Here is a 20,000-nt window from a genome sequence, read left to right as displayed (position 1 = left end):
GAGACGCTACGTTCGGGGGTAGCGAGGCTTTCCGAGCTCATAACCATCGATCGGAAGACTCGCGCTCACCTCACCCCGTTTTGCCGAGCAGGCGCTCCAGGCTCTGTCCCGAAGTTGACCTTCCGGCAACCCTCTTCAAGCCCAACTTCAAAGCGGTCCTTTGTCCGTAACAGCGCCATCAACATTGGGCCGAGCGCGAATTCGCCGCGTTTGGCGCGTCGCGTGAGATCCCTGAGATAACCGCCGGCGGAGTTTATGCACCCTCCCCTTTGCAGAATACAGGCCATGACGACGGCGGCGTTCTGCGGTCCCATCACGCAGGCCGCCTCCTCGTAGGCCGAGGCGCTGGCGCCCAGCATCGAGTGAACGACGGCCGCCGCCGTCATCAGATCCCGCCAACTGGCGATCCTGCCGCCTGGCCCGTAGTCGACGATGTCAGGACAGGCTTGGACGACCATGCCGAGCGGGAAGGATTTCAATTCCCCGGCATTTGTCCCGGCAGTGGTCCGCGATCCGTTCCCGGCCACTCCGGGTTCCCGCCTATCCAACCTTGAACTCGGCTCAAGATCCCGGTTCGCCTCCTGCACCGTTTCCAAGCCCGGTTCAGATTCAGATATGGATTCGGGATTAGAATTCTGTATGTGGCGCTCAATCTGGGATTCATTGGTGCTCGCTATCCGATGTTTCTCTGGCGATTCCAAGGTGTTGATGACGCCGAGGCGGATCGTCTCAAGTTCTTCGAGGATCGGTGACAGGCTTTCGAGGGTTGCCGCTCTCGGAATGGACTGCAGCAGCGCGTGAAATGTCGAAGAGAGACGGGCCCAGTCGCCGGGGATCGCCTCCTCAACGGCTGCGCAGATGAGCTTGGCGATGTCACGCCGGCAGATGGTCAGCCGCTCCTTCATCCCCCGCAACAATTGCCGGTCGTCGGCGATGCGTGCGGCGATCGCTTCGATCTCTGTAGCACGGGCAAGCAGCGGCGCCAGGCTGAAGCCATAGGCCTCGCCGATCTCGCCTTCCCTGCCTCGGCGGACATAGCGCTTGCCGTTCGGGCTGTCCTTGCGGGAGATGAGGCCGGCCTCGACGAGGACCGCCAGGTGCCGGCGCAGCGTCGCGGCGGCCATGCCGCGCGCCCTGAGGCAAAGTTGCACGTTCGAGGGAAAGACCACCAGCCCCCTTTCGCTGGAGAGTTCATCCTCGGGATAAAAACTCAGCAGCGCATCGAGCACCATCAGCGCTCTGTCAGTCACGTCGAGTTCCGCCCGGGCCTCGCAGACCGATCGGAACAGCTTCCACTTGTTGCGCCTCGTCCCAGCCTCCATCGCCTCGCCTCGCCGCTGTCTCAGCAGCATGGCAAGCGACATCGGCCGCCGCCCAAAGGGCGTCGTTACAAATTCACTCTCCATTTCCTTCACCTTTCATCAGGCAAAAGAAATCCGGTCACCGAAACGATGCGAGGTTGACAAGTGTCACAGCGTCTTTTGCGCGTCTGAAAAGACGCGCAGCGCGGTAAGACTCTTGACTGGGATTCGTGAAAATGCGATTCTCTGTCTTGCTTAAGGATAGGAGAAGGGCTTCCACGACTCAGGTCGTTTGGGGGCCTTTTTCTTTTGCGGTTTCAGTCTCCTTATTTGCTCTCCTCGGCGAGGAATTGCTCATAGAGCGCATCCAGCCTGCTGGAGAGAAATTCCCCGAAGCGGCCGGCATTCCTCGCCTTCATCGAGAGCGAGAACGCCTTGCCGTCATTCTTCATTTCCGCCTGGACGGCCTTGTCCTGCGGCTGCCATTTGATCTTCCCCGCCGCGGCCTGCGTCTTTTTCACCGGCCGGGCGCTTTTGTTCAGTGCCGTGTAGAGCACGTCGAAACGCTTGTCGGAAGGCAGGCGGGGAAAGTTGCCCTCTTCCATGACCTTGGCGATATCTGCCGCGTTGGACGCCTTGCCGGCGAGCAGCGAAAGCGCCACCCAGCGTTCGCGGCCGATGCCGGGTGCGGGGCCGATCGCCTGAACGATCTCCGGCGAAATCCGATCCATGACCGAAATCATCTTCGAGATCGACGCCGCATTGGCGGCAAGGGCGGTCGAGATGACGTCCCTGTCGTAGCCGAGTTCTTCCAGCCGCCTGGCGAAGAGTGCCCGCTCGATGAAGGTGAGGTCGGCCCGGGCCGAATTCTCCTGGCCCTGGGCGATGACATGGGTGCGGTCGTCGACTGCCTTGACGACGGCTCTGACATTGCGGCCGAGTTCGCGGGCCGCGCGCAGCCGCCGGTGACCGAAGACGACCTGATAGTGGCCATCGATCCTGGCGTGAGGGCGCACCAGAATGGGCGTATCCTGCCCGCGCGCGCGGATCGCTTCGACCAAGGCACTGAATTCTTCGTCATCCTCCGTCAGCCGGTCCTTGACGAAAGAAGCCTCGACGACATCGGGATCGAGGTCGACCACCGCCTCGCCCTCCAGGAATTTCTCGGCCTGCTTGGCGAGCTCATCCAGCGAACGGACGAGCGAGCGGCCTGCCCCGCGCATCGGATAGTTCGGCGCGCCTGCATTCTCGTCAGGCATATTCGCCAGCCCTTCAAGGAGATTCTTTCGTGCCATCGCTTCCTCCGATGTCGGTCATTCCATTGATTTGGTTTATGGAAAAGGCGAATTTGTCAGCCGACAAATTCACCGCCCCCATGCCTGATGAATAAGCTCTGCGATCTCTGCGTTGACGGCGTCCATCGCCACCAGCGCCCGGTCGTAGGTTCCCCGATTAAGCGAGGCGCGTTCGACCTCATAAAGCGTTTGCTTGGTAATCCCGGCATCCGAAATCGCCGTCGATTTGACCATCTGGTTCTTGAGCATGAACTCGTGGAACATCGTCGACATGAAGCCGACCATCTGCGCCTGCGGCACATCGGTCGGCTCGTAGCGGGTGACGAGATAGCGATACCAGGAGAGGTTCACTTCGGCGCCGGCCGCGCGGATCGGTTTCAGGATGCCGCCGAGCATGAGCAGGAACTGACCCATCGACATGACGTCAAGCATCTGCGGATGGATGGTGATCAGCACGCTCGTCGCTGCCGTCAGCGCCGTCAGCGTGAGGTAACCGAGCTGCGGCGGGCAATCGATGACGACGACATCGTAGCGATCGTCCACCTCGGCGAGCGCCCGCGAGATGCGGGTAAAGAAGGTCTTGCCGTCATTGGTCGATTTGTCGGCCATGGCAAGCGGCGTATCATATTCGTATTCCTGCAGGTCGAGATTGGCCGGCACGATATCGAGGCCGGGAAAGTTCGTCTTGTGGATGATCTCGGAGAGCGGCTTCTTCTCGCCGTCGTAGCGGATCGCTTCATAAAGTGACGGGACCTGGTCGAATTCCGGCTGGAAGCCGTGCAGGGAGGATAGGGATGCCTGCGGATCGAGATCGACGGCCAGAACGCGATGGCCGGTCAGCGCAAGATGCTGGGCAAGATGGGCAGCCGTCGTCGTCTTTCCCGAGCCGCCCTTGAAATTGACGACGGCCAGGACCTGCAGTTTCTCGTGGCCGCGGCGATGGGGAACGTACATGCGGCTCTCGGAGCGGCCGTGCGTATCCAGATGTCGCCTCAATTCCAGCATCTGCTCGGCGGTGTAGGAACGGCGCCCGGAAGGCGATGTCAGCGGGCAGGGGCCTTTCCCCTCGAGGTGCAGTTTCTTCAGCGTGCTTTGCGAGGCGCCGACATAGTTGGCAACCTCCGCCAGGGAGAAATTGCGCAGCGTCTTCTTCGCGTTGGGCGGAAAGCGCTGCACGCTGAGCAGATGGAGCTTTTTTGAAATCACGTCGCCCTGTTCGAGGATCTGATCCTCGAAATGCAACGGCGCCTTGTTCAAGGCGGCCAAATTAGCGTTCATCGGCAGCAATCTTTCAGATAACGATTTTCGGGATCAAATCCCCTTCTAACCGTTATCCGCGATTCTCCGATGTCGGCCAAGAATTTTAAGGTTAACGCATATTAACCTTTTCGGTCCTCGTTCAAACACTTGGCTGGATCTAGATGATTTTCGGGAAAAGACTGGGGCTTTCGGGGCCGGAGGCGCGGAAGACGCGCCCCCGGCCGCCATCCGGCCGAAGGGGAGGGGCAATCGGCCGGCTTAGCTCAGAGGCGTTTCGCCTGATGTGATCCGCTGCTCGTCGGCGCCGAACAGGTGGACGGTATCGTGGATCGGCGCAATCTTCAGCACCTCGCCGGGGGCGGCCCTGATCCGCTCCCGGAAGACGCAGGTGAGCGTCTGTGTGCCCAGCCGGACAATGACGAGCGTTTCCGAACCGGTCGGCTCCACCACGACGGTCGTCACCGCGATGCCACTGGGATCGAGGCTTATATGTTCGGGACGAATGCCGTAGGTCACGGCATTGCTCGGGCGGCGCTCACTCGGCAACAGCAGGCCGTCGACGGTTTTGAACCCGCCTTCGGTCATGTTGCCCCGGATGAAGTTCATCGCCGGCGAGCCGATGAAGCCGGCAACGAACAGGTTGTTCGGCCGATCGTAGAGCTCCAGCGGCGAGCCTGACTGTTCGATCAGGCCATCCTTCATGACGACGATCTTGTCGGCCATGGTCATGGCTTCGATCTGGTCATGGGTCACATAGATGGTCGTCGTCTGCAGCCGTTGATGCAGCTCCTTGATCTCCGAGCGCATCTGCACCCGGAGCTTGGCATCGAGGTTCGACAAGGGTTCGTCAAACAGGAAGACGGCCGGGTCGCGCACGATCGCCCGACCCATGGCGACGCGCTGCCTCTGGCCGCCCGACAATTGCTTCGGATATCTTTCCAGAAGGGTCTCAAGGCCGAGGATCTTGGCAGCATTACCGACCCGCTGATCGATTTCGGTCTTCGGCATGCGTTTCAGCCGCAGGGAAAAGCCCATATTCTTGGCGACCGTCATATGCGGATAGAGCGCATAGTTCTGGAACACCATGGCGATGTCGCGATCCTTGGGCGCAAGCTCGTTGACGATATGCTTGCCGATCTGGATCTTCCCCGAGGTGATGCCCTCCAGGCCGGCGATCATCCGGAGTAAGGTGGACTTCCCGCAGCCCGAGGGGCCGACCAGTACGACGAATTCGCCGTCGCCGATATCGACCGACACGCCTTTGATGGCTTTGAACGCGCCGTAATCCTTGCGCGCATTGCTGACCGAAACATGGGCCATGAAGCTCCTCCCGAATTCGCCGTCAAAGTCCGTTCAAGACGCTTTTGAGATAATCGAGGCCGAGGCGCTCGCCCTGCTTGCGCGCCGCCAGGTCCTTGCCCGGCCAGCCATAGGCGGCATCCTCGTGCTCGATCGACAGCGTGCCGTCAAAACCGTGGCCGCGTGCCTGCCTGAGGAAACGCGGCCAGTCGAGCAGGCCGAGCCCCGGCAGCTTGTATTGCCACCAGCCCTTGCCGTGATAGCCGATCGCCTGCAGGGCCTCGGCGTCGATCGCCGTGTCCTTGGCGTGGAGGATGGCGATGCGATCCTTGACCGCCTCCAGCGCCCGATAGGGATCGACGCCGATGCGGATGAGGTGCGAGGGATCGAATTCCAGGCCGAAGCGGCGGTCTTCGATCCGGCGGAAAAGCTCCTGCCATCCCTTCGGCGTCGTCCCGATGAAATTGTCTTTCGGCCCTGGCCAGTTCTCGATCGCGAAGGTGAGGCCGCTTGCCTGCGTCTCTGCGATCAGCCCGTTTGCGAAGTCGGCGAAGTCGTCGTAATTGGCCTCGTCGCTTGCCGTATCGTCGCGACCGGGGAAGATCACGAAGATCGGGACGCCGGCGGCGCCGATCGCTCTGGCGAATTCTGATGTCTTTGCCCGAAGCTCCCGGCGCTTGTCGCGGTCGGCATCGAGCTGGTTGCCGAAATAGGTGATCGAGGAGACGAAGAGACCGCGGCTCCTGGCCAGCGAGATGGCCTCCTCCACCCGGTCGGGCGTCTTGATATGGCCGCCGACATCGATCTCGATCGCATCGAACCCGGCCGACGCGGCGAAATCCACGACCTCCTCCAGCGGACGGTCATTGAATGTCGAGGTGTAGAAGCCGATCTTCATCATATCCTCCGATCCTCATCGAAATCCGGGAGCCTTGCGGCCGTTTCAACTGTTCAGGCGATCCATGTTTTTGAGCGGCGAGCGTGTGCGTTGGGCGACATCCGCCGATGCGAGCATGAGGGCCGCCGCCATCGGCATGGCCGCCGCCCCCATGGCCGAGGCATCCTCGCCGATCGAGGCGCGATGAAGCGACGGAAGAGTGACGTCGTTGGCATCGAGGTGCTCGTGAACATAACGCAGCAACTCGTCGACGATCCGGATCGGCAGCCGGCCGCCGACGAGGACGGCGTCGGGATCGACGATCATACCGATATGTTTGACGGCGACGGCCAGATGCGCGCTCATTTCCTTCAGCCACTGCGAAACCAAGCGCCTGCCATGTGTATCCAGCGTCAGGAGATCGTGGGGAACACTCACCTCGACGCCTTGCCGCGACAGGAAATCATAAAGGGAAAACAGCGAGAAGATTTCGCCAAGAAGTTGGACCTTCTGGGCTTTCCCGTCGCCGCCGTCGGCGATCGGAAGCCAGCCGATCTCGCCGCTGAGGCCCATGGCGCCGCGATGACCGTTGCCGTCGAGCACGAGGCCGCCGCCCGGGCAGGCATTGACGGCGATATAGAAGAAGCTGCTGCTCTCCGCGCCGAGGCCGTAGTCGAGCTCGGCAAGGGCTGCGGCATTGGCTTCGTTTTCGATGAAGACAGGATGCTGCGTCAGGTTCTCCAGCGCCGCGCGCACATCGAATTCAGTCCATTCCTGATAGGCCTTGGGCTTGCCGAGCAGCGAAATCTCCCCAAGCCAATCCGGCATCGCCAGGCCGATGCCGGCGAGCCGCGCGTCGTCGATCAGCCGGCTGCGCTGGAAATGCGAAATCGCATCTGATGTCAGCTGCAGGAATTCCGTGGGCAGGATGAAGCGCTTTTCATGATGCACCCGGGCGCGGACATTGCCGACGGCGTCGACCGCCAGGATCGTCAGGTGGTCGCGATCGATATTGATGCCGATCGCAAAACAGGCATCCGGATTGATCTCGAGTTCGATTGCCGGCTGGCCTCTCAGCCCATGTCGCCGGCGGGCTTCCATGATCAGCCCCTCATCCAGCAGCCGATCGACGATGCGGGCGATCGCCGGTTTGGTAAAACCCGTCCGCCGGGCGATCTCGGCCCGCGAAATCGGCGCCTGGCGATGGATGCAGCGCAGGACGACGGCCCTGTTATGCTCCCCTGCATCTTCGACATTGGCGCCGGTCAGATCGGGTGACGGCCTGGCGCCGAGCGTCTGGTTCATGGGGTCGCATCCTTCATCGCGCATGGGAGACTGAAACCGGCCCTCATCCTTTCACCGCGCCGCTGGTCATCGCGCCGAGGATCAGTCTCTGCAGCGAGAGGAAGGCGACGATTGCCGGAACCACCGAGATCAGGCAGGCGGCGGCAAGCAACTGGATGGACGAGTCGGTCTGCATGCCACGGAAGTTAAAGATTCCGACGCCGATCGGCATCAGGTCATTTTTGGTGAGCAGCAGGAAAGGCACAAGGAATTGCGACCAGCCGGCAATCACCGTGATGATGAAGACGGAGGCGATGCCCGGCGCCGACAAGGGAAGGACGATGCGCCAGAAGACCGAAAACCGGTTGCAGCCGTCGATCATGGCGGCTTCGTCGAGGCTGCGGGGGATGCCGTCGACCGTGCTCTTCAGCAGCCAGGTCGCCAGCGGAACGCCGAGCGCGATATAGACCATGACGACGGCAAAATGCGTGTCCAGCAGGCCGAGCTGGTTCATATAGCGGTAGAGCGGCACCATGATGACCAGCGGCGAGATCATCTGGAAAAGCAGGAGCCCCATCATCGACAGGCCCTTGCCGCGAAAGTTGAAGCGGGAGAAAGCGTAAGCCGCGGGCAACGCAACGATCAGCACGCCGATCCCGCTCAGGGCCGCGAGCTTGAGGCCGTTCCAGAGATAGATCGGAAAGTAGCTGTTGTTGAGCACGGTGATGAAATTGTCGATGGTGGGGTTTTGCGGAATATAGCGCGCCGCGCCCCGATAGATTTCGCGCTTGTCGCGCATCGCCATCGACAGGAGATAGGTGAGGGGGCCGGCGAAGAAGATGAACATCGCCAGCATGAAGAGATAGCTGAGCGCATCGCCGAGCCGCGTTCCGGTCCTCCCGCTCATTGCTCCTCCTCCTTCGGCAGGAACGACGCATAGACGACGGCAAGCCCGAGGCTGATGATCAGCATGAGCACGGAAAGCACGCTGCCGCCGGAAAGATCGTAGTTTCTGAAGACGATGTTGAAGACGTAGAGCGAGATCACCTCGGTGGCGCGCCCCGGACCGCCGCCGGTCAGCGTGATGATCGCATCGAAGGTATTCACCGTCTGGATGGTGATGAGGATCATGTTGACGAGGATGGCTGCGCGCAGTTGCGGCAGCGTCACGAAGAAAAACTGCTGCGAGGCCGTGGCGCCGTCGACTTCGGCCGCTTCATAGAGCGAGGGATCGATCGACTTCAGCGCCGCATACATCACCACCATCGAAAAGGCCGTGCCACGCCAGATGTTGGAGATCAGCGTCGACCACGGCGCAATCGCCGGATCGGAAAGCCAGGCGACGGTCGGCATGTGCATCAGCCTCAATATGCTGTTCAGCGCCCCGTAAGGTGCTTCGGAAAACAGCATCTGCCAGATGATGCCGCCGGCAATGCCGGGCACCACCCAGGCGACGAGCGCCGTCGTTCTGAGGATCGTGGTGCCGAACAGACCGCGCTTTTCGCCGCGGATGACCGTGACGGCGACTGCAAGGCCGAGGATCTGCTGGCCGATGACGCTGCCGCCGACGAAGATCAGGGTCGCCCAGAGAATGTCGGGCAATTGCGGCGAGCTGAGCGCATTGACGATCGAGCCCAGCGTATATTGCTGATTGTCGCCGATCAGCGTCGCATTGGTGAAGGAGAGACGGAAGACGTCGATGACGGGGTAGAGGTAGAAGATGCCGATGACGATGATCACCGGCATGATCCAGGGCAGCGGCGCCCCGGCGAAACGGCGCATGAACGATCTGCTTTGAGGCAAGTTCTCAGCCTCGATGGCAATAGGGCTCATTGGGCTTTCCTGTCCGGGTTGGCACTGTTGACGACGCCTTTAACGGGCAGGCGCTGTCGTGGTTGGAAGCGTCACGGACGCCGGGTTTCAGAGCGGCCGATAGCTGCCCCTCGCCCTAGCCCCCTCCCCGTAGGAACAGGGAGAGGGGACATGCCCCACGAGGCGTTGGCGAGGGACGGAGAGGTTGCATCTTGTCCCTTTTCCTCGGGAGCGGGGTCCGAAGGAGGGATCGAGACCCGTGGCTCGACCCCGGGGTGGCGGCAGCCGGATGAGGGGCTAACCAAGCACCCGTGGCATCAAAGACGCTTGTAAGCCTCCATCGCCGCATTGAAGGCGGCATCCAGCGCCTCTTCCGGCTTCTTTGTTCCCGACAGCACGTCGCCCATCATGATCTGGATCTGGTTTGATATTTCAGGATAGATCGGCACGCCCGGGCGGGCCTGCCCGTCGACCAGAGCCTTTGCGAAAGTCTTGTTGGCCTCCGTCGAGAACACCTCATACTTGTCGAACAGCGACTTGCGGGTCGGCAGCTGCTGCTGCAGCGCATTGGCCGGCCCCATATAGACGTCGCGTGCGAGGTTGGCGCACATCTCGACTTTCTCCTTGTCCTTGCTGAAGGAGGCGATCGTCCAGCCGCCGGTGCCTGTCGAGCGCTGATCGGCCGTCGGTCCGGGGATCGGCGAGAAGGTCCAGTTCTTGAATTCGTCTTCATCGAGCGTCGACTTCAGCTGTGCATATTGCCAGTTGCCGCCGATGAAGAGGGCCGTTGTCGCCGCGGCTGCCGCGGCGTTCATATCGTCGTAATTGGCGATCGTGCTGACGCGCTTGGGCGCCGCGCCGGAATCGACGAGATCCTTGAAATAATTCAGCGCCTTCAGGAATTTTTCCTTGTTCTCGCCTTCGCCGAAGACCGGCTTGCCGCTGTCATCGACGAGCTTGCCGCCGAGCGCCCAGTAATTGGCGAGCCAATCGAAGGTCGTGCCTTCCCAGCGACCGCCATTGAAGAGCACACCTTCCATTCCCTCCTTGGTCGAGGCAAGGGCAGCCGCCTTCAGATCGTCCCATGTCTGCGGCGCATCTGCGACAACGGACTTGTTGCGGTAGAGCACGCGAAGGTCGGTATCCCACCACCAGGCGCGCACCGTCTGGTCCTTGTCGGTGATGCCGCTGCGAATGAAGGGGAAGAGATCGTCCACTTCTTCCTTCGAGAAATAGGGCGTGAAGTCGGCCAGCACTTTGTTGACCATGAACTGCGACAGCACAAACGAGTCGACGGCGGCACAATCCGGCGCGTTGCCGGCCTTGGCCTGCTCCAGCATCTTGGCCTGTTCGGTGCCGATGTCGGAGGACATGAATTGCATCTGCAATTTCCAGTCCGGATGCTTCTTGATGAAATCGACGAAAAGTTTCTGGTAGCCCTCGGCGATGGCTGGATCGGAATTGTTCGGGCTGTCGTTCGTCAGGCGGACGATCAGCGACTTCGGCGCATCGGCAGTGCCGATCCGGTCTTTGGTGGCAAGTTCCTGGGCAAAAATGGCGGATGTGGAAAAAAACATAGTGCTCAGCGCCAATGCGCTGACGGTCACGCTCTTCATGATGGGTCTCCTCCCCATTTTGAACGAATACAGCCAGGCGGTCGGTTGACCTCTCCTCGTTTCCGTGCTGCACTAATTAGATTAAGTTACTTTGATTTGATGTCAAGCAGCAGCTTGGGAGGTTGAGATGCTGGCGACATTCAACAGCAGCTAGCGCGCGTCCGGGTTTTCGGAAGGGATGCGCACCAAATTAAAGTGATGCGACGTCCGGCAGGGCGCGCGGCGCATCGACCCCGCAATTTTCCTGAAGGAAGCAAGAGCGATCGCGGACGGCCGCGATGGCAAGCTTTGGTTTTGCCCGGCTGCACGCGGCCGGAAACTGTCCATGGAGGAGAAGATGCGTTTACTCATTCTCGGCACCGGCGGCATGGCCAACCAGCACGCCGCGCGCTTCAAGGCAATCGAAGGCGTCAGCGTCGTTGGCGGCGTCGATGTCGTCCCGGAGCGGCTGGCCGCCTTCTGCACCGAACACGGCATCGCCCATCATTTCACCTCACTGGAGGAGGCGCTTGCCTGGGGCGAATTCGATGCGGTTGCGAACGTCACGCCCGACAGCATCCACCACCCGACGACGCTTCAGGCGATCGCTGCCGGCAAACATGTCTTCTGCGAAAAACCGCTCGCCACCGATGCGGTCAAAGCGATGGAGATGACCGAGGCGATCGAGCGCTCGGGCAAGGTCGGCATGGTCAATTTCACCTATCGCAATTCGCCCGCCCTGCAGAAAGGCCGGCAGATGGTGCTCGCCGGCGAGATCGGCGCGGTGCGCCATGTCGAGGCGTCGCATCTGCAAAGCTGGCTGGTCGGCCGCCACTGGGGCGACTGGAAGAGCGAAAGCAAATGGCTGTGGCGGCTGAGCAAAAAGCACGGCTCAAACGGCGCACTCGGCGATATCGGCATCCACATCGTCGATTTCGCCTCCTATGGTTCAGGCCTCGACGTCGCCCATGTCTTTGCGCGGCTGAAGACCTTCGACAAGGCGCCCGGCCATAAGATCGGCGAATATGATCTCGATGCCAATGACAGCTTCACTATGAATGTCGATTTCACCAATGGGGCGATCGGCACGATCCAGGCGACGCGCACCGCCGCCGGTCAGCTGGACCAGTTGCGCCTCCGCGTCTATGGCGAAACCGGCTCGATAGAGATGATCTACGATACCGGCCAGTCGACGCTGCGCGCCTGTCTCGGTGAAGACGTGCACACGGCGACCTGGCGCGACGTGCCCTTCGATCCCGTCGAGACCAACTACCAGCGTTTCGTCCAGGCCGTGCGGGCCGGCAGGACGCAGGAACCGTCCTTCCGGCGCGCGGCCAATATCCAGAAGGTGCTCGACAAGGCACTGGCTTCCGATCTTAGCCACGCCGACGAAACGCTGACCTGATCCGGTCAAAGTGCGTAGCGCTTTTGGCCTCAGGCCGAAGCCGGCGGCAGCAGAAGCGTGTTGAGGAAGGGCAGGAGGGCAGCACCGAGCGCCACGCCGCCGCCGCTGAAGCTCGCCGGTTTCATCGGCGAAATCCAGGGTGTCAGCAACGGTCTCGTTGCGGTGTCGCGCCGCTCGATGGAGAGTTGATGGATCAGCGCTTCGATCACGCCTTGCGGCAGATCGCCGCCGATCATGACGACGCTCGGGGCAAGGAAACCGGCCATGGCGATGATCGGGTCGAGCAGATGGCCGGCGGCCTCGCGTATCCACTGCGACAGCGACGGGGAGGGGACTTCCTCGCCTTTCAGCAGGCGCGCAAAGCCCTCGTCACCGATACGCGAGCGCAGGGAACCGAAACCGACCACAGTGTTGAGCTGCACATTGTCGGGGCCGGTCAGCATTTCGCCGATGCTGCCCGCCCGGCCATGCACGCCGGAATACGGAATGCCGCGAATGAGAAAACCGGCCTGGACGTCGTCATCGATGATGATCATCGCAAGCCCTCGATCCCGCGTAGCGCTGCCGATCGTGCGCTCGGCGAGAAGGCCTGCCGTGCACTCGTTCTCGACATAGGGACGGGCGATCGAGGACATCGCGGCGATCGCGTCGCTCTCATCCTCCGTCCAGTCGTTGGCGGCGATGCCGAGCCCGATGATCGGCAATGCGCCATGGCGATCGACCATATCCCGAACGGCCGCATGCACCAGCTTGACCTTGTCTGCTGGATCGAGGGCGAAATAGACCCGGTCATGCACCTGGCCGCTGAGATCGATGAGCACCATCTCGCCACGCCTCTGGCGAAGCTTGACGCCGACTGAAAAGGCGCCCTCCGGCCGAAGCGCGAATTCGGTGGCGGTCGCGCCGCCCCCGAGCCCCGTGCGCCGGTTCGACGTCACGAGCTTCTCGTCGGCGAGCCGCCGCAGGATATTGGTGATGCCAGGCCCGGTCAGCCCGCTATGCCGCCCAAGCTCGGTGCGCGTCAGCGGCCCGTGCCGGCGGATTGCCTCCAGAATGACGCGAATATTCCGATCGGCGATTTCACCCGACCTCAGACCTACCGTTTTGGCGCGCGGAACGCCCATCTCCTGGGTGTGAAGCCGACGCGGCCCTGACCGAAGATACCGCATCACTGTCTTCCCTAGAGCCCTATCTCAATTGTGTAGCACGCCTGTTCTTGAAGCTCTTAATAATTTTCCAGTTGGTCTCAAGCCAAGCGTTTCCCTCGCTCGAACCAAGCTTGTCATGAGGGTGTCACGGGCTGCGACGAGGCGCCGGCGAAATCTACGACGTAATAAGCCATGGATCACATTGATCGTCTCTTCCATGGCGACCACTTTTCCTTCAGCTCCGATGACAGCTGAAGCGATCGGAAAGGCCGTCAAACAGCCGGCTGCGCCTCAGAACTCCTCCCAGTCGCCACCGGCAACTGCCGCATTGCCATGGAAGGCGGCGCCGACCTTGGCGACCATTGCCCGCGGCGCCGATGTGACGGGCCTGGAAGCGGCGGTCGCCACGACGGGACGTTGCTGGCGTGAGGCCACGCCGCCGATGTTGAACTGTCCCAGCAGCTGGAACAGCGCGTCAGCCTCCTTGGCGAGACTATGGGAAGCCGCCGTCGATTCCTCGACCATGGCCGCATTCTGCTGCGTACCCTGGTCCATGGTGTTTACGGCGGTGTTGATTTCCTTCAATCCCGTCGCCTGCTCCCTCGAACTTTCGACGATCGCCAGAACATTGCCGTTGACCTGCTGAACCTGGCCGACGATTTCTTCCAGGGCCTTGCCAGTTTCGCCAACCAGGGTCACCCCGCTCTTCACATGCTCGTTGGAGGCGCTGATGAGCTCCTTGATCTCCTTTGCCGCCTTTGCCGATCTCTGGGCAAGCTCGCGGACTTCTTGCGCTACGACCGCAAAACCTTTGCCGGCATCGCCCGCACGCGCCGCCTCGACACCGGCGTTGAGGGCCAACAGATTGGTCTGAAAGGCGATTTCGTCGATCACGCCGATAATATTGCTGATTTCCGCAGACGATGTCTCGATCTTCCCCATCGCATCGACGGCGCTGCGGACCACCGCCCCGGAGCGCTCGGCATTCTCACGGGTTCTTCGCACCAGCTGCCCGGCCTCCTGGGCGCGGTTGCTGGAATCAGAGACAGTCGTGGTGATTTCTTCAAGCGCGGCCGCGGTCTGCTCGACGGAGGCCGCCTGCTGCTCCGTGCGCTTCGACAGATCGTCCGAAGCGGAACGAACCTGCTGGGCTCCGGCAGCGATGCCCGTTGCATTTTGGGCCACCACCTGCATCGCCGTGCGCAGCTTGCTGACAGCGGCGTTGAAGTCGGTGCGGAGTTTTTCCAGTGTCGGAATGAAGGGTGTTGCAACCTCCTGGGTCAAATCCCCGCCAGAGAGCGCCGTCAGGGATGCCGCCAGCTGGTCGACATTGCTGACGCGCGCGGTGACGTCTGTCGCGAACTTGACGACCTTGAACACCTTGCCATTCATGTCGAAGATCGGATTGTAGGAAGCCTGGATATAGACCTTTTTGCCGCCCTTGCCGATGCGCAGGAACTCGTCGGCCACGAACTCGCCGGCTGACAGCCGCGCCCAGAACTGCCGGTAATCGTCACTGTTGGCGTAAGCGCTGTCGCAAAACATCGAATGGTGGCGACCCTGGATCTCCGCCAGCTGATAGCCGAGCGTCGACAGGAAATTCTGGTTGGCCGTCAGAATCTCGCCCTTTGGTGTGAATTCGATGACCGCCTGGGCACGGGACAGCGCACTTATCTTGCCGGCGTCCTCCGCGTTTTGCAGCTTCTGCCTGGTGATGTCGGTCGCGAATTTGACGACTTTGTACGGCTTGCCGCCACTGAAGACCGGATTATAGGAGGCTTCGATCCAGATTTCCTTGCCGCCCTTGCCGATGCGCTTGTACTGGCGCTGATCGAATTCGCCACGGCCGAGCCTCGCCCAGAATTCGCGATAATCGGCTGAAGCGGCTTCTGCCGGCTCGACGAACATCCGGTGGTGCTGGCCGACAATCTCGGGCAGCTGGTAGCCGAGCGCGGCACAGAAATTGGCATTGGCCGTCAAGATTTTGCCGGCAAGGTCGAATTCGATGATGGCCTGCGACCTGCTCATCGCGGCCAGTACGGCCTTGGCGTCAGATCCGAAGCCCAATGCTATTTTTTTCATGCTTTTCCCCTACCCCAGATCCACGCGTTACAGCGACCCATGACGGGCTTCGCTGGACATGCACCGAAAATAGAATCCGCTAAATTCTTTAAGCTTCCTTTAACCGAGCTAGGGTGTCCGAAGTTCTGTGCCGTTGAGAAAAATAAGCAGGCAGAATCAGTCGTTTGGATTAAGGCTTCGCCTCGGCAGCAGGATCTTCCTGATGGGATTTCGAACGTGAAGCGGCTTTTTTTCTCATCGGCTCGTCCCTAAAGTTCGAAGATCGTTTTACTTTTTATTAAGCAACCGCCGCCTACCTGTTTTCCGCATTCAAAAGGTCTTTCTGTTTTTCCACTGTAGGTGCATATTTCGCCGTCCTTCGAGCGTGCAGAATCAACTTCCGATACGAGCGATAAGTGGACATCGTCCGCCAAGTGCCCAATACGATTGGCGATCGGAGAAAGACATGACGTTCGAGGCCGAGTTCAATGGAATTGAGGAAGTCGCCGCAGGCTTCAACACGCATTACGAAGTCTTCAAATATATGAAGGGCCTCACCCAGTATCTGGGAATGAGCGCTTTCCTGATCATGACATTGCCCAATGTCGACGTCGTCGAAATAGGCGCGACAAAAATCATCACCAACTGGCCGGCGGAGATGGTCGATTATTACGACGCCCATAACCTGATGGTCGACAGTCCGGTTATCCGCCGGATGCTGAGATCGACCAGCCCGTTCAACTACGATGTCGCAGCGATCAATACGGATCGCGGAGAAGGTAAGAAGTCCACGGTCATCGAATTATTCAACCGATATGGCCTGGAAAAAGGAGCCTATTTCCCCGTCCATGATGCCGCCGGTGGTCGCGGTGCGATGTCGATCTCGGGGTCGCGGAATTTTAGCGTATTTGAAATGGCGAAACTCTTGTATATCGCCACGCTCATCTATGATCGGCTCTCGCAGCTGACATTGAACGAGAAACACAAGCCGATCGCCTTTACCTCGAGCGAGCTGGACTGCCTGCGGCTGACGGCCGGCGGCCGCAAGAGCAGCGAAATTGCCAAGCTTCTCGATCTGTCGGAACATGCAGTCAACAATCACATCGGCAGCGCGATCAAGAAGCTCGGATGCACGACAAGAACGCAGGCAGTCGTCAGCGCGTTGCGTCTCAATATCATTCGGGTTTAAAGAGCCTGTCGGCGAACGTCCTGTTCGTGTCCAATCCCCCGATCGTAGTGAGTGCGCGGTCCAGGTTGCTAGGTCGGCATAGTCGGCTTGGCAAACCAATGAAGGGTGCACCTTGAAGGCGTGCCGGTGAAGCTTTGAGCCGCCAAGACGATTTGCTGGTTGCTTTCGCTATCGCAACAAGATTTCCCTATCCGTCGCAAGTGAGGGGCTGCAGCAGACGCTGCGGCAACGACGAGCTACTCCTGGCGAAATGCTAATCAGGCCGAGCGCGATGGCGGGGGCGCACGGAGGTGCCAAGATTTCTGATTTCGTCAGCCATCATCGCCGACTTCCATCTTTTGATGAGGGTAGAACAGATCTGTTCAAATCCTGCGCTAACGTCGAACGAACCCGAAACACAATTGCCGTCGTGGCGTACTCAATCGCGTTCTAGGTCTTTTCAGCTCTCTTTTTGGCGCATGAAGCCGTGCTCATTCTAAAGAGAGGCTTCCATGTTCAAATCTCTATTGCACGCCTTGGGGTTCTTGCTGATCACCACCGAACTCGCCCACTCTGCGGACGCCATTGGCTTCCGCGAGACCGATATCGATAAAGATGGAGCGCGGCCCCTTCATATCAGCATATGGTACCCAACCGAAGACGGCGCCAAGGCAGAGATCATCGGTGAGAATCGCGCATTCTTTGGGGTCCCGGGCATTCGGGATGCGAAACCTGCGTCAACGGGGCGGCCACTTGTCGTCCTGTCGCACGGCTATGGTGGTTCGTGGCGAAACCTTAGCTGGTTGGCGTTTGATCTCGTCGAGCAAGGATACATCGTTGCAGCACCGGACCATCCTGGCACGACAACGTTCAATATGGATCCTGCGCAGGCGGCGAAACTCTGGGAACGTCCGCGCGATCTTAGCCGCGTGATCGACCTGTTGGAGGGTGATCCTGCTCTTGCCGGCACCGTCGATGCCGGTCGGATTGCAGCCATCGGGCACTCGTTGGGCGGTTGGACGGTCACGGCGTTAGCCGGTGCGCGTTTTGATACGAAGTGGTTTGAAAAGGACTGCCTAGCCCAAACCAGCCCTCGCGCATGCGCTCTCAAGGACGAGCTTGGACTGAACCGGCTTGAAATCGAGAGGGATATGAAGGACCCGCGTGTGCAGGCGTTTGTGTCCCTCGATCTCGGACTGGGGAGGGGATTTACTCCGGAGAGTTTGGCAAGGCTGCGGGTACCATCTCTGGTGATCGCCGCCGGCATCGACATCGGCGGTTTACCACCGAGGCTGGAAAGCGGATATCTTGCGGATCACCTCCCGGAAATGTCCTCGACCTATGTCGAAATTCCAGATGCCATGCACTTCAGCTTCATGGGTCTCTGTAAGCCGGGTGCCGCCGCGCTCATCGAAAAGGTAGAGCCGGGCAATGGCGTGGCCTGCAAGGACGGCGGGACGCGAAGCCGTGAAGCAATCCATCGCGAGGTAGCTTATCTCGTCAGCGGATTTTTGACCAAAGCCATCCCGGCCGAGTAGCCAGCATTCGATCGGCCGGCCGAGCGGCGGTGGTCGCTCGGCGTCATACCTGTTACTCTGACAAACTCCCTGTTGAAATTGGATTTTGTGTAGAAGCCGCAATCGAACATCACCGCCGTGATCGAGCGATCGGTCTCCGATAGCAAGTGCTGTGCTTCCCTGATCCGGTATTCGTTGACAACCTGAGAGATGTTTCGGCCGAGGGTCCGATTTACTGCACCCGAGATTTGGCGCGACGGAATGCCCAGTTTGCGTGAAAGGCGATTCAGAGTCAGGTCCGGATCGCGGAATAGATGTTTGTCCCGCATGATGGTTTCGATTGCAGTTATGATCCGAGCGTCATCTTGCCCTGCCGACGCTGTTTCGTGGTTGGAGGGCTGTTCGTCCTGACCGTCAACCCAAGTCTGGTTGGACGATTGCGTTTGCGGCACACTCCAACCGAGAACTGCGATCGCGTAGGCCAAGAATGGTAGCGTAATGACGTTGGCGATGCCGACAATAGAGACGGCGTGGCTACCCTGATAAAGAAGGAAGTCGGCAGCGATCACGAGATCGACGGCACCCGAAAACAGGAGCAGCCAGCCTGCTGATAGCGCTGCCCTTCGAGCGTTAGCAACGTCGCTCAGCCGCGTCCATTCGAAACCATTGGTGCCGCCGTACGAACGATGGATCAGAGATGTGCCATAGGCGAAATACAGAACCGGAAGAAGCAGATCGATCGGCGGGTGCCATCTCTCCCAAGTCGCTGAAAGAACCACGATGACTGCGGCTGGGAAGAAATGAAGCCACCTCCTTTTCGACGGCGACTGCCCAAGCTTGGAAAAGCTAAGCCAGGCGGTGGATGGCAGCAGTGCCGCGACGACGGGCTGAAAAAATCGTACCATCCGGAGATCAACGCTCCAGCGGAGCCCAACTAGGGTTACCAGAAGAATGCAAACGCTGATGAAACCGGCGACTGGCCGTAGATTTGCTTCGCGCTGGGCAAGGACCCGGATCAGGAGGATGACGAGCAGAAGCGCTATTACAAAAGGCAATGGTATCGCCAACATCAGGTCGCTCCATTGCCCGAGTGAATTGGTCGCTGCGTTTCGTCTAGCACGCCCATAATGGTTTGCCGACTGGTCGCATATTTTCTGGCGATCGCCGAAACGCCGGTCCCCGTAGCCAACTCGCCACGCACACCTTGCTTCTGTTCTTCGCTGAGGGTCGAGGGGAGACCGAGGATTCCGCGGTACCCGCATACCCACATATGTGTTAATGTGGGTTTTCAGAGTTCAGGAACGTGTTAGATGAGCCGATTGACGATCGACATAACGGACCAGCAACATCAAAGCTTAAAGGCCCTGGCCGCTTTGCAGGGCAAGACAATCAAGCAATATGCACTCGAGCGCCTCTTTCCCGGTGACGCAAATGGAGAACGAGCCTGGGAAGAGCTGAAGACGTTAATGAACACGCGCATCAATGACGGGCTCGCCGAAAAACTGTCGACCAAAACAATAGGTGAGATCCTCGGCGAGGAGATTGCTCAGGATCGTGCTTGACGGCTTACATTTTTAGGCGGAAGCGGACCTACGTTCTTCACTCCGCTACACACGCGATCAATGGAATGCGGCCCAGATACGCCGCTATCGTCTCGGCGTTGGAGCGAGGTATCGCAGACCTTGCCGAGGGCAAAGCTCCTTTCAAGGATATGAGCGCGCTTCATCAGGCGTTACGAATGGCGCGATGCGAACATCACCACGTCTTTTGTCTGCTTCGAGAGGATGCGCCTGCCCTTATCGTGGCCATTCTTCATGAACGAATGGATCTCATGAAGCGTTTGGCTGATCGTCTGAACGAATGATTTTTGCAGGCGAGATTGCCTGAGCCTAAGGGATGATGTCCCGGGGAGTGGTGTAGCAGGGTAGCGGTGGTCATCAGTGTTTTTCCGGTAGGGTCGGTTTGTCGAAGACCAACC

General features: G+C 59.9%; 16 protein-coding genes and 1 pseudogene. 5 read left to right on the top strand and 12 right to left on the bottom strand.

All coding sequences use genetic code 11. The annotated features are described in order from the left end of the window. Positions 1-65 precede the first annotated feature (65 nt). The 9 genes from repC to ATY29_RS16445 all read right to left on the bottom strand — a co-directional run bounded on the left by repC (position 66) and on the right by ATY29_RS16445 (position 10,744). Positions 66-1,406, bottom strand: a complete 1,341-nt coding sequence (gene repC / locus ATY29_RS16485; protein WP_097536936.1) for a plasmid replication protein RepC — start codon at positions 1,404-1,406, stop codon at positions 66-68. A 221-nt stretch (positions 1,407-1,627) separates the two neighbouring features. Beyond that, entirely contained in the window at positions 1,628-2,596 is a 969-nt protein-coding gene (gene repB, locus ATY29_RS16480; protein ID WP_097536935.1) for a plasmid partitioning protein RepB, read from the bottom strand. Between the two features lie 69 nt (positions 2,597-2,665). Then, positions 2,666-3,874, bottom strand: coding sequence for a plasmid partitioning protein RepA (gene repA, locus ATY29_RS16475; protein ID WP_097536934.1), 1,209 nt, complete (start codon positions 3,872-3,874; stop codon positions 2,666-2,668). Positions 3,875-4,114: 240 nt separating this feature from the next. Continuing rightward, a complete protein-coding gene (locus tag ATY29_RS16470) occupies positions 4,115-5,176 on the bottom strand; it encodes an ABC transporter ATP-binding protein (RefSeq protein WP_097536933.1) in 1,062 nt (353 codons plus the stop codon). A gap of 22 nt (positions 5,177-5,198) precedes the next feature. Continuing rightward, a complete protein-coding gene (locus tag ATY29_RS16465; protein WP_097536932.1) occupies positions 5,199-6,053 on the bottom strand; it encodes a sugar phosphate isomerase/epimerase family protein in 855 nt (284 codons plus the stop codon). Between the two features lie 45 nt (positions 6,054-6,098). Further along, a complete protein-coding gene (locus tag ATY29_RS16460; protein ID WP_003571665.1) occupies positions 6,099-7,337 on the bottom strand; it encodes an ROK family transcriptional regulator in 1,239 nt (412 codons plus the stop codon). A 43-nt stretch (positions 7,338-7,380) separates the two neighbouring features. Then, positions 7,381-8,223, bottom strand: coding sequence for a carbohydrate ABC transporter permease (locus ATY29_RS16455; RefSeq protein ID WP_097536931.1), 843 nt, complete (start codon positions 8,221-8,223; stop codon positions 7,381-7,383). Beyond that, positions 8,220-9,149, bottom strand: coding sequence for a carbohydrate ABC transporter permease (locus tag ATY29_RS16450; protein WP_097536930.1), 930 nt, complete (start codon positions 9,147-9,149; stop codon positions 8,220-8,222). The genes ATY29_RS16455 and ATY29_RS16450 overlap by 4 nt, the downstream gene beginning before the upstream one ends. 296 nt (positions 9,150-9,445) lie before the next feature. Next, on the bottom strand, positions 9,446-10,744 hold the full coding sequence (locus ATY29_RS16445; protein ID WP_097536929.1) for a type 2 periplasmic-binding domain-containing protein: 1,299 nt from the start codon (positions 10,742-10,744) through the stop codon (positions 9,446-9,448). Positions 10,745-11,081: 337 nt separating this feature from the next. Between ATY29_RS16445 and ATY29_RS16440 the strand changes: the two genes are divergently transcribed. Then, positions 11,082-12,128, top strand: coding sequence for a Gfo/Idh/MocA family protein (locus ATY29_RS16440; protein ID WP_097536954.1), 1,047 nt, complete (start codon positions 11,082-11,084; stop codon positions 12,126-12,128). A gap of 29 nt (positions 12,129-12,157) precedes the next feature. Here the strand turns inward: ATY29_RS16440 and ATY29_RS16435 are convergent, their stop codons facing one another. Continuing rightward, complete coding sequence (locus ATY29_RS16435; RefSeq protein ID WP_097536928.1) at positions 12,158-13,297, bottom strand: ROK family transcriptional regulator; 1,140 nt, start codon at positions 13,295-13,297, stop codon at positions 12,158-12,160. A 270-nt stretch (positions 13,298-13,567) separates the two neighbouring features. Next, complete coding sequence (locus ATY29_RS16430; protein ID WP_097536927.1) at positions 13,568-15,358, bottom strand: methyl-accepting chemotaxis protein; 1,791 nt, start codon at positions 15,356-15,358, stop codon at positions 13,568-13,570. Between the two features lie 445 nt (positions 15,359-15,803). On the opposite strand from ATY29_RS16430, the gene ATY29_RS16425 reads away from it, so the two are divergent. Next, a complete protein-coding gene (locus ATY29_RS16425) occupies positions 15,804-16,526 on the top strand; it encodes a helix-turn-helix transcriptional regulator (RefSeq protein ID WP_097536926.1) in 723 nt (240 codons plus the stop codon). 491 nt (positions 16,527-17,017) lie between these two features. Next, positions 17,018-18,043, top strand: coding sequence for an alpha/beta hydrolase family protein (locus ATY29_RS16415; protein WP_097536925.1), 1,026 nt, complete (start codon positions 17,018-17,020; stop codon positions 18,041-18,043). Here ATY29_RS16415 and ATY29_RS16410 read toward each other — a convergent pair. Next, on the bottom strand, positions 17,998-19,092 hold the full coding sequence (locus tag ATY29_RS16410; protein WP_097536924.1) for a helix-turn-helix domain-containing protein: 1,095 nt from the start codon (positions 19,090-19,092) through the stop codon (positions 17,998-18,000). The two genes, ATY29_RS16415 and ATY29_RS16410, sit on opposite strands and share 46 nt — an antisense overlap. Positions 19,093-19,332: 240 nt before the next feature. Here ATY29_RS16410 and ATY29_RS16400 point away from each other — a divergent pair, with 240 nt between their 5' ends. Together ATY29_RS16400 and ATY29_RS37715 are read left to right on the top strand one after the other, a co-directional pair. Then, positions 19,333-19,584 carry a type II TA system antitoxin, ParD family gene (locus ATY29_RS16400; RefSeq protein ID WP_003571648.1) on the top strand — a complete coding sequence of 84 codons (252 nt, stop codon included), beginning with the start codon at positions 19,333-19,335 and terminating at the stop codon, positions 19,582-19,584. A 16-nt stretch (positions 19,585-19,600) separates the two neighbouring features. Further along, a pseudogene (locus ATY29_RS37715) lies at positions 19,601-19,886 on the top strand (type II toxin-antitoxin system RelE/ParE family toxin); the annotation flags it as partial. Positions 19,887-20,000: the final 114 nt, after the last annotated feature.

This window comes from Rhizobium hidalgonense, assembly GCF_002914525.1.
Classification (GTDB): Bacteria; Pseudomonadota; Alphaproteobacteria; order Rhizobiales; family Rhizobiaceae; genus Rhizobium; species Rhizobium hidalgonense.
The sequence above is the reverse complement of the archived record's forward strand: the minus strand, read 5'-3'. Positions and strand labels throughout refer to the sequence as shown.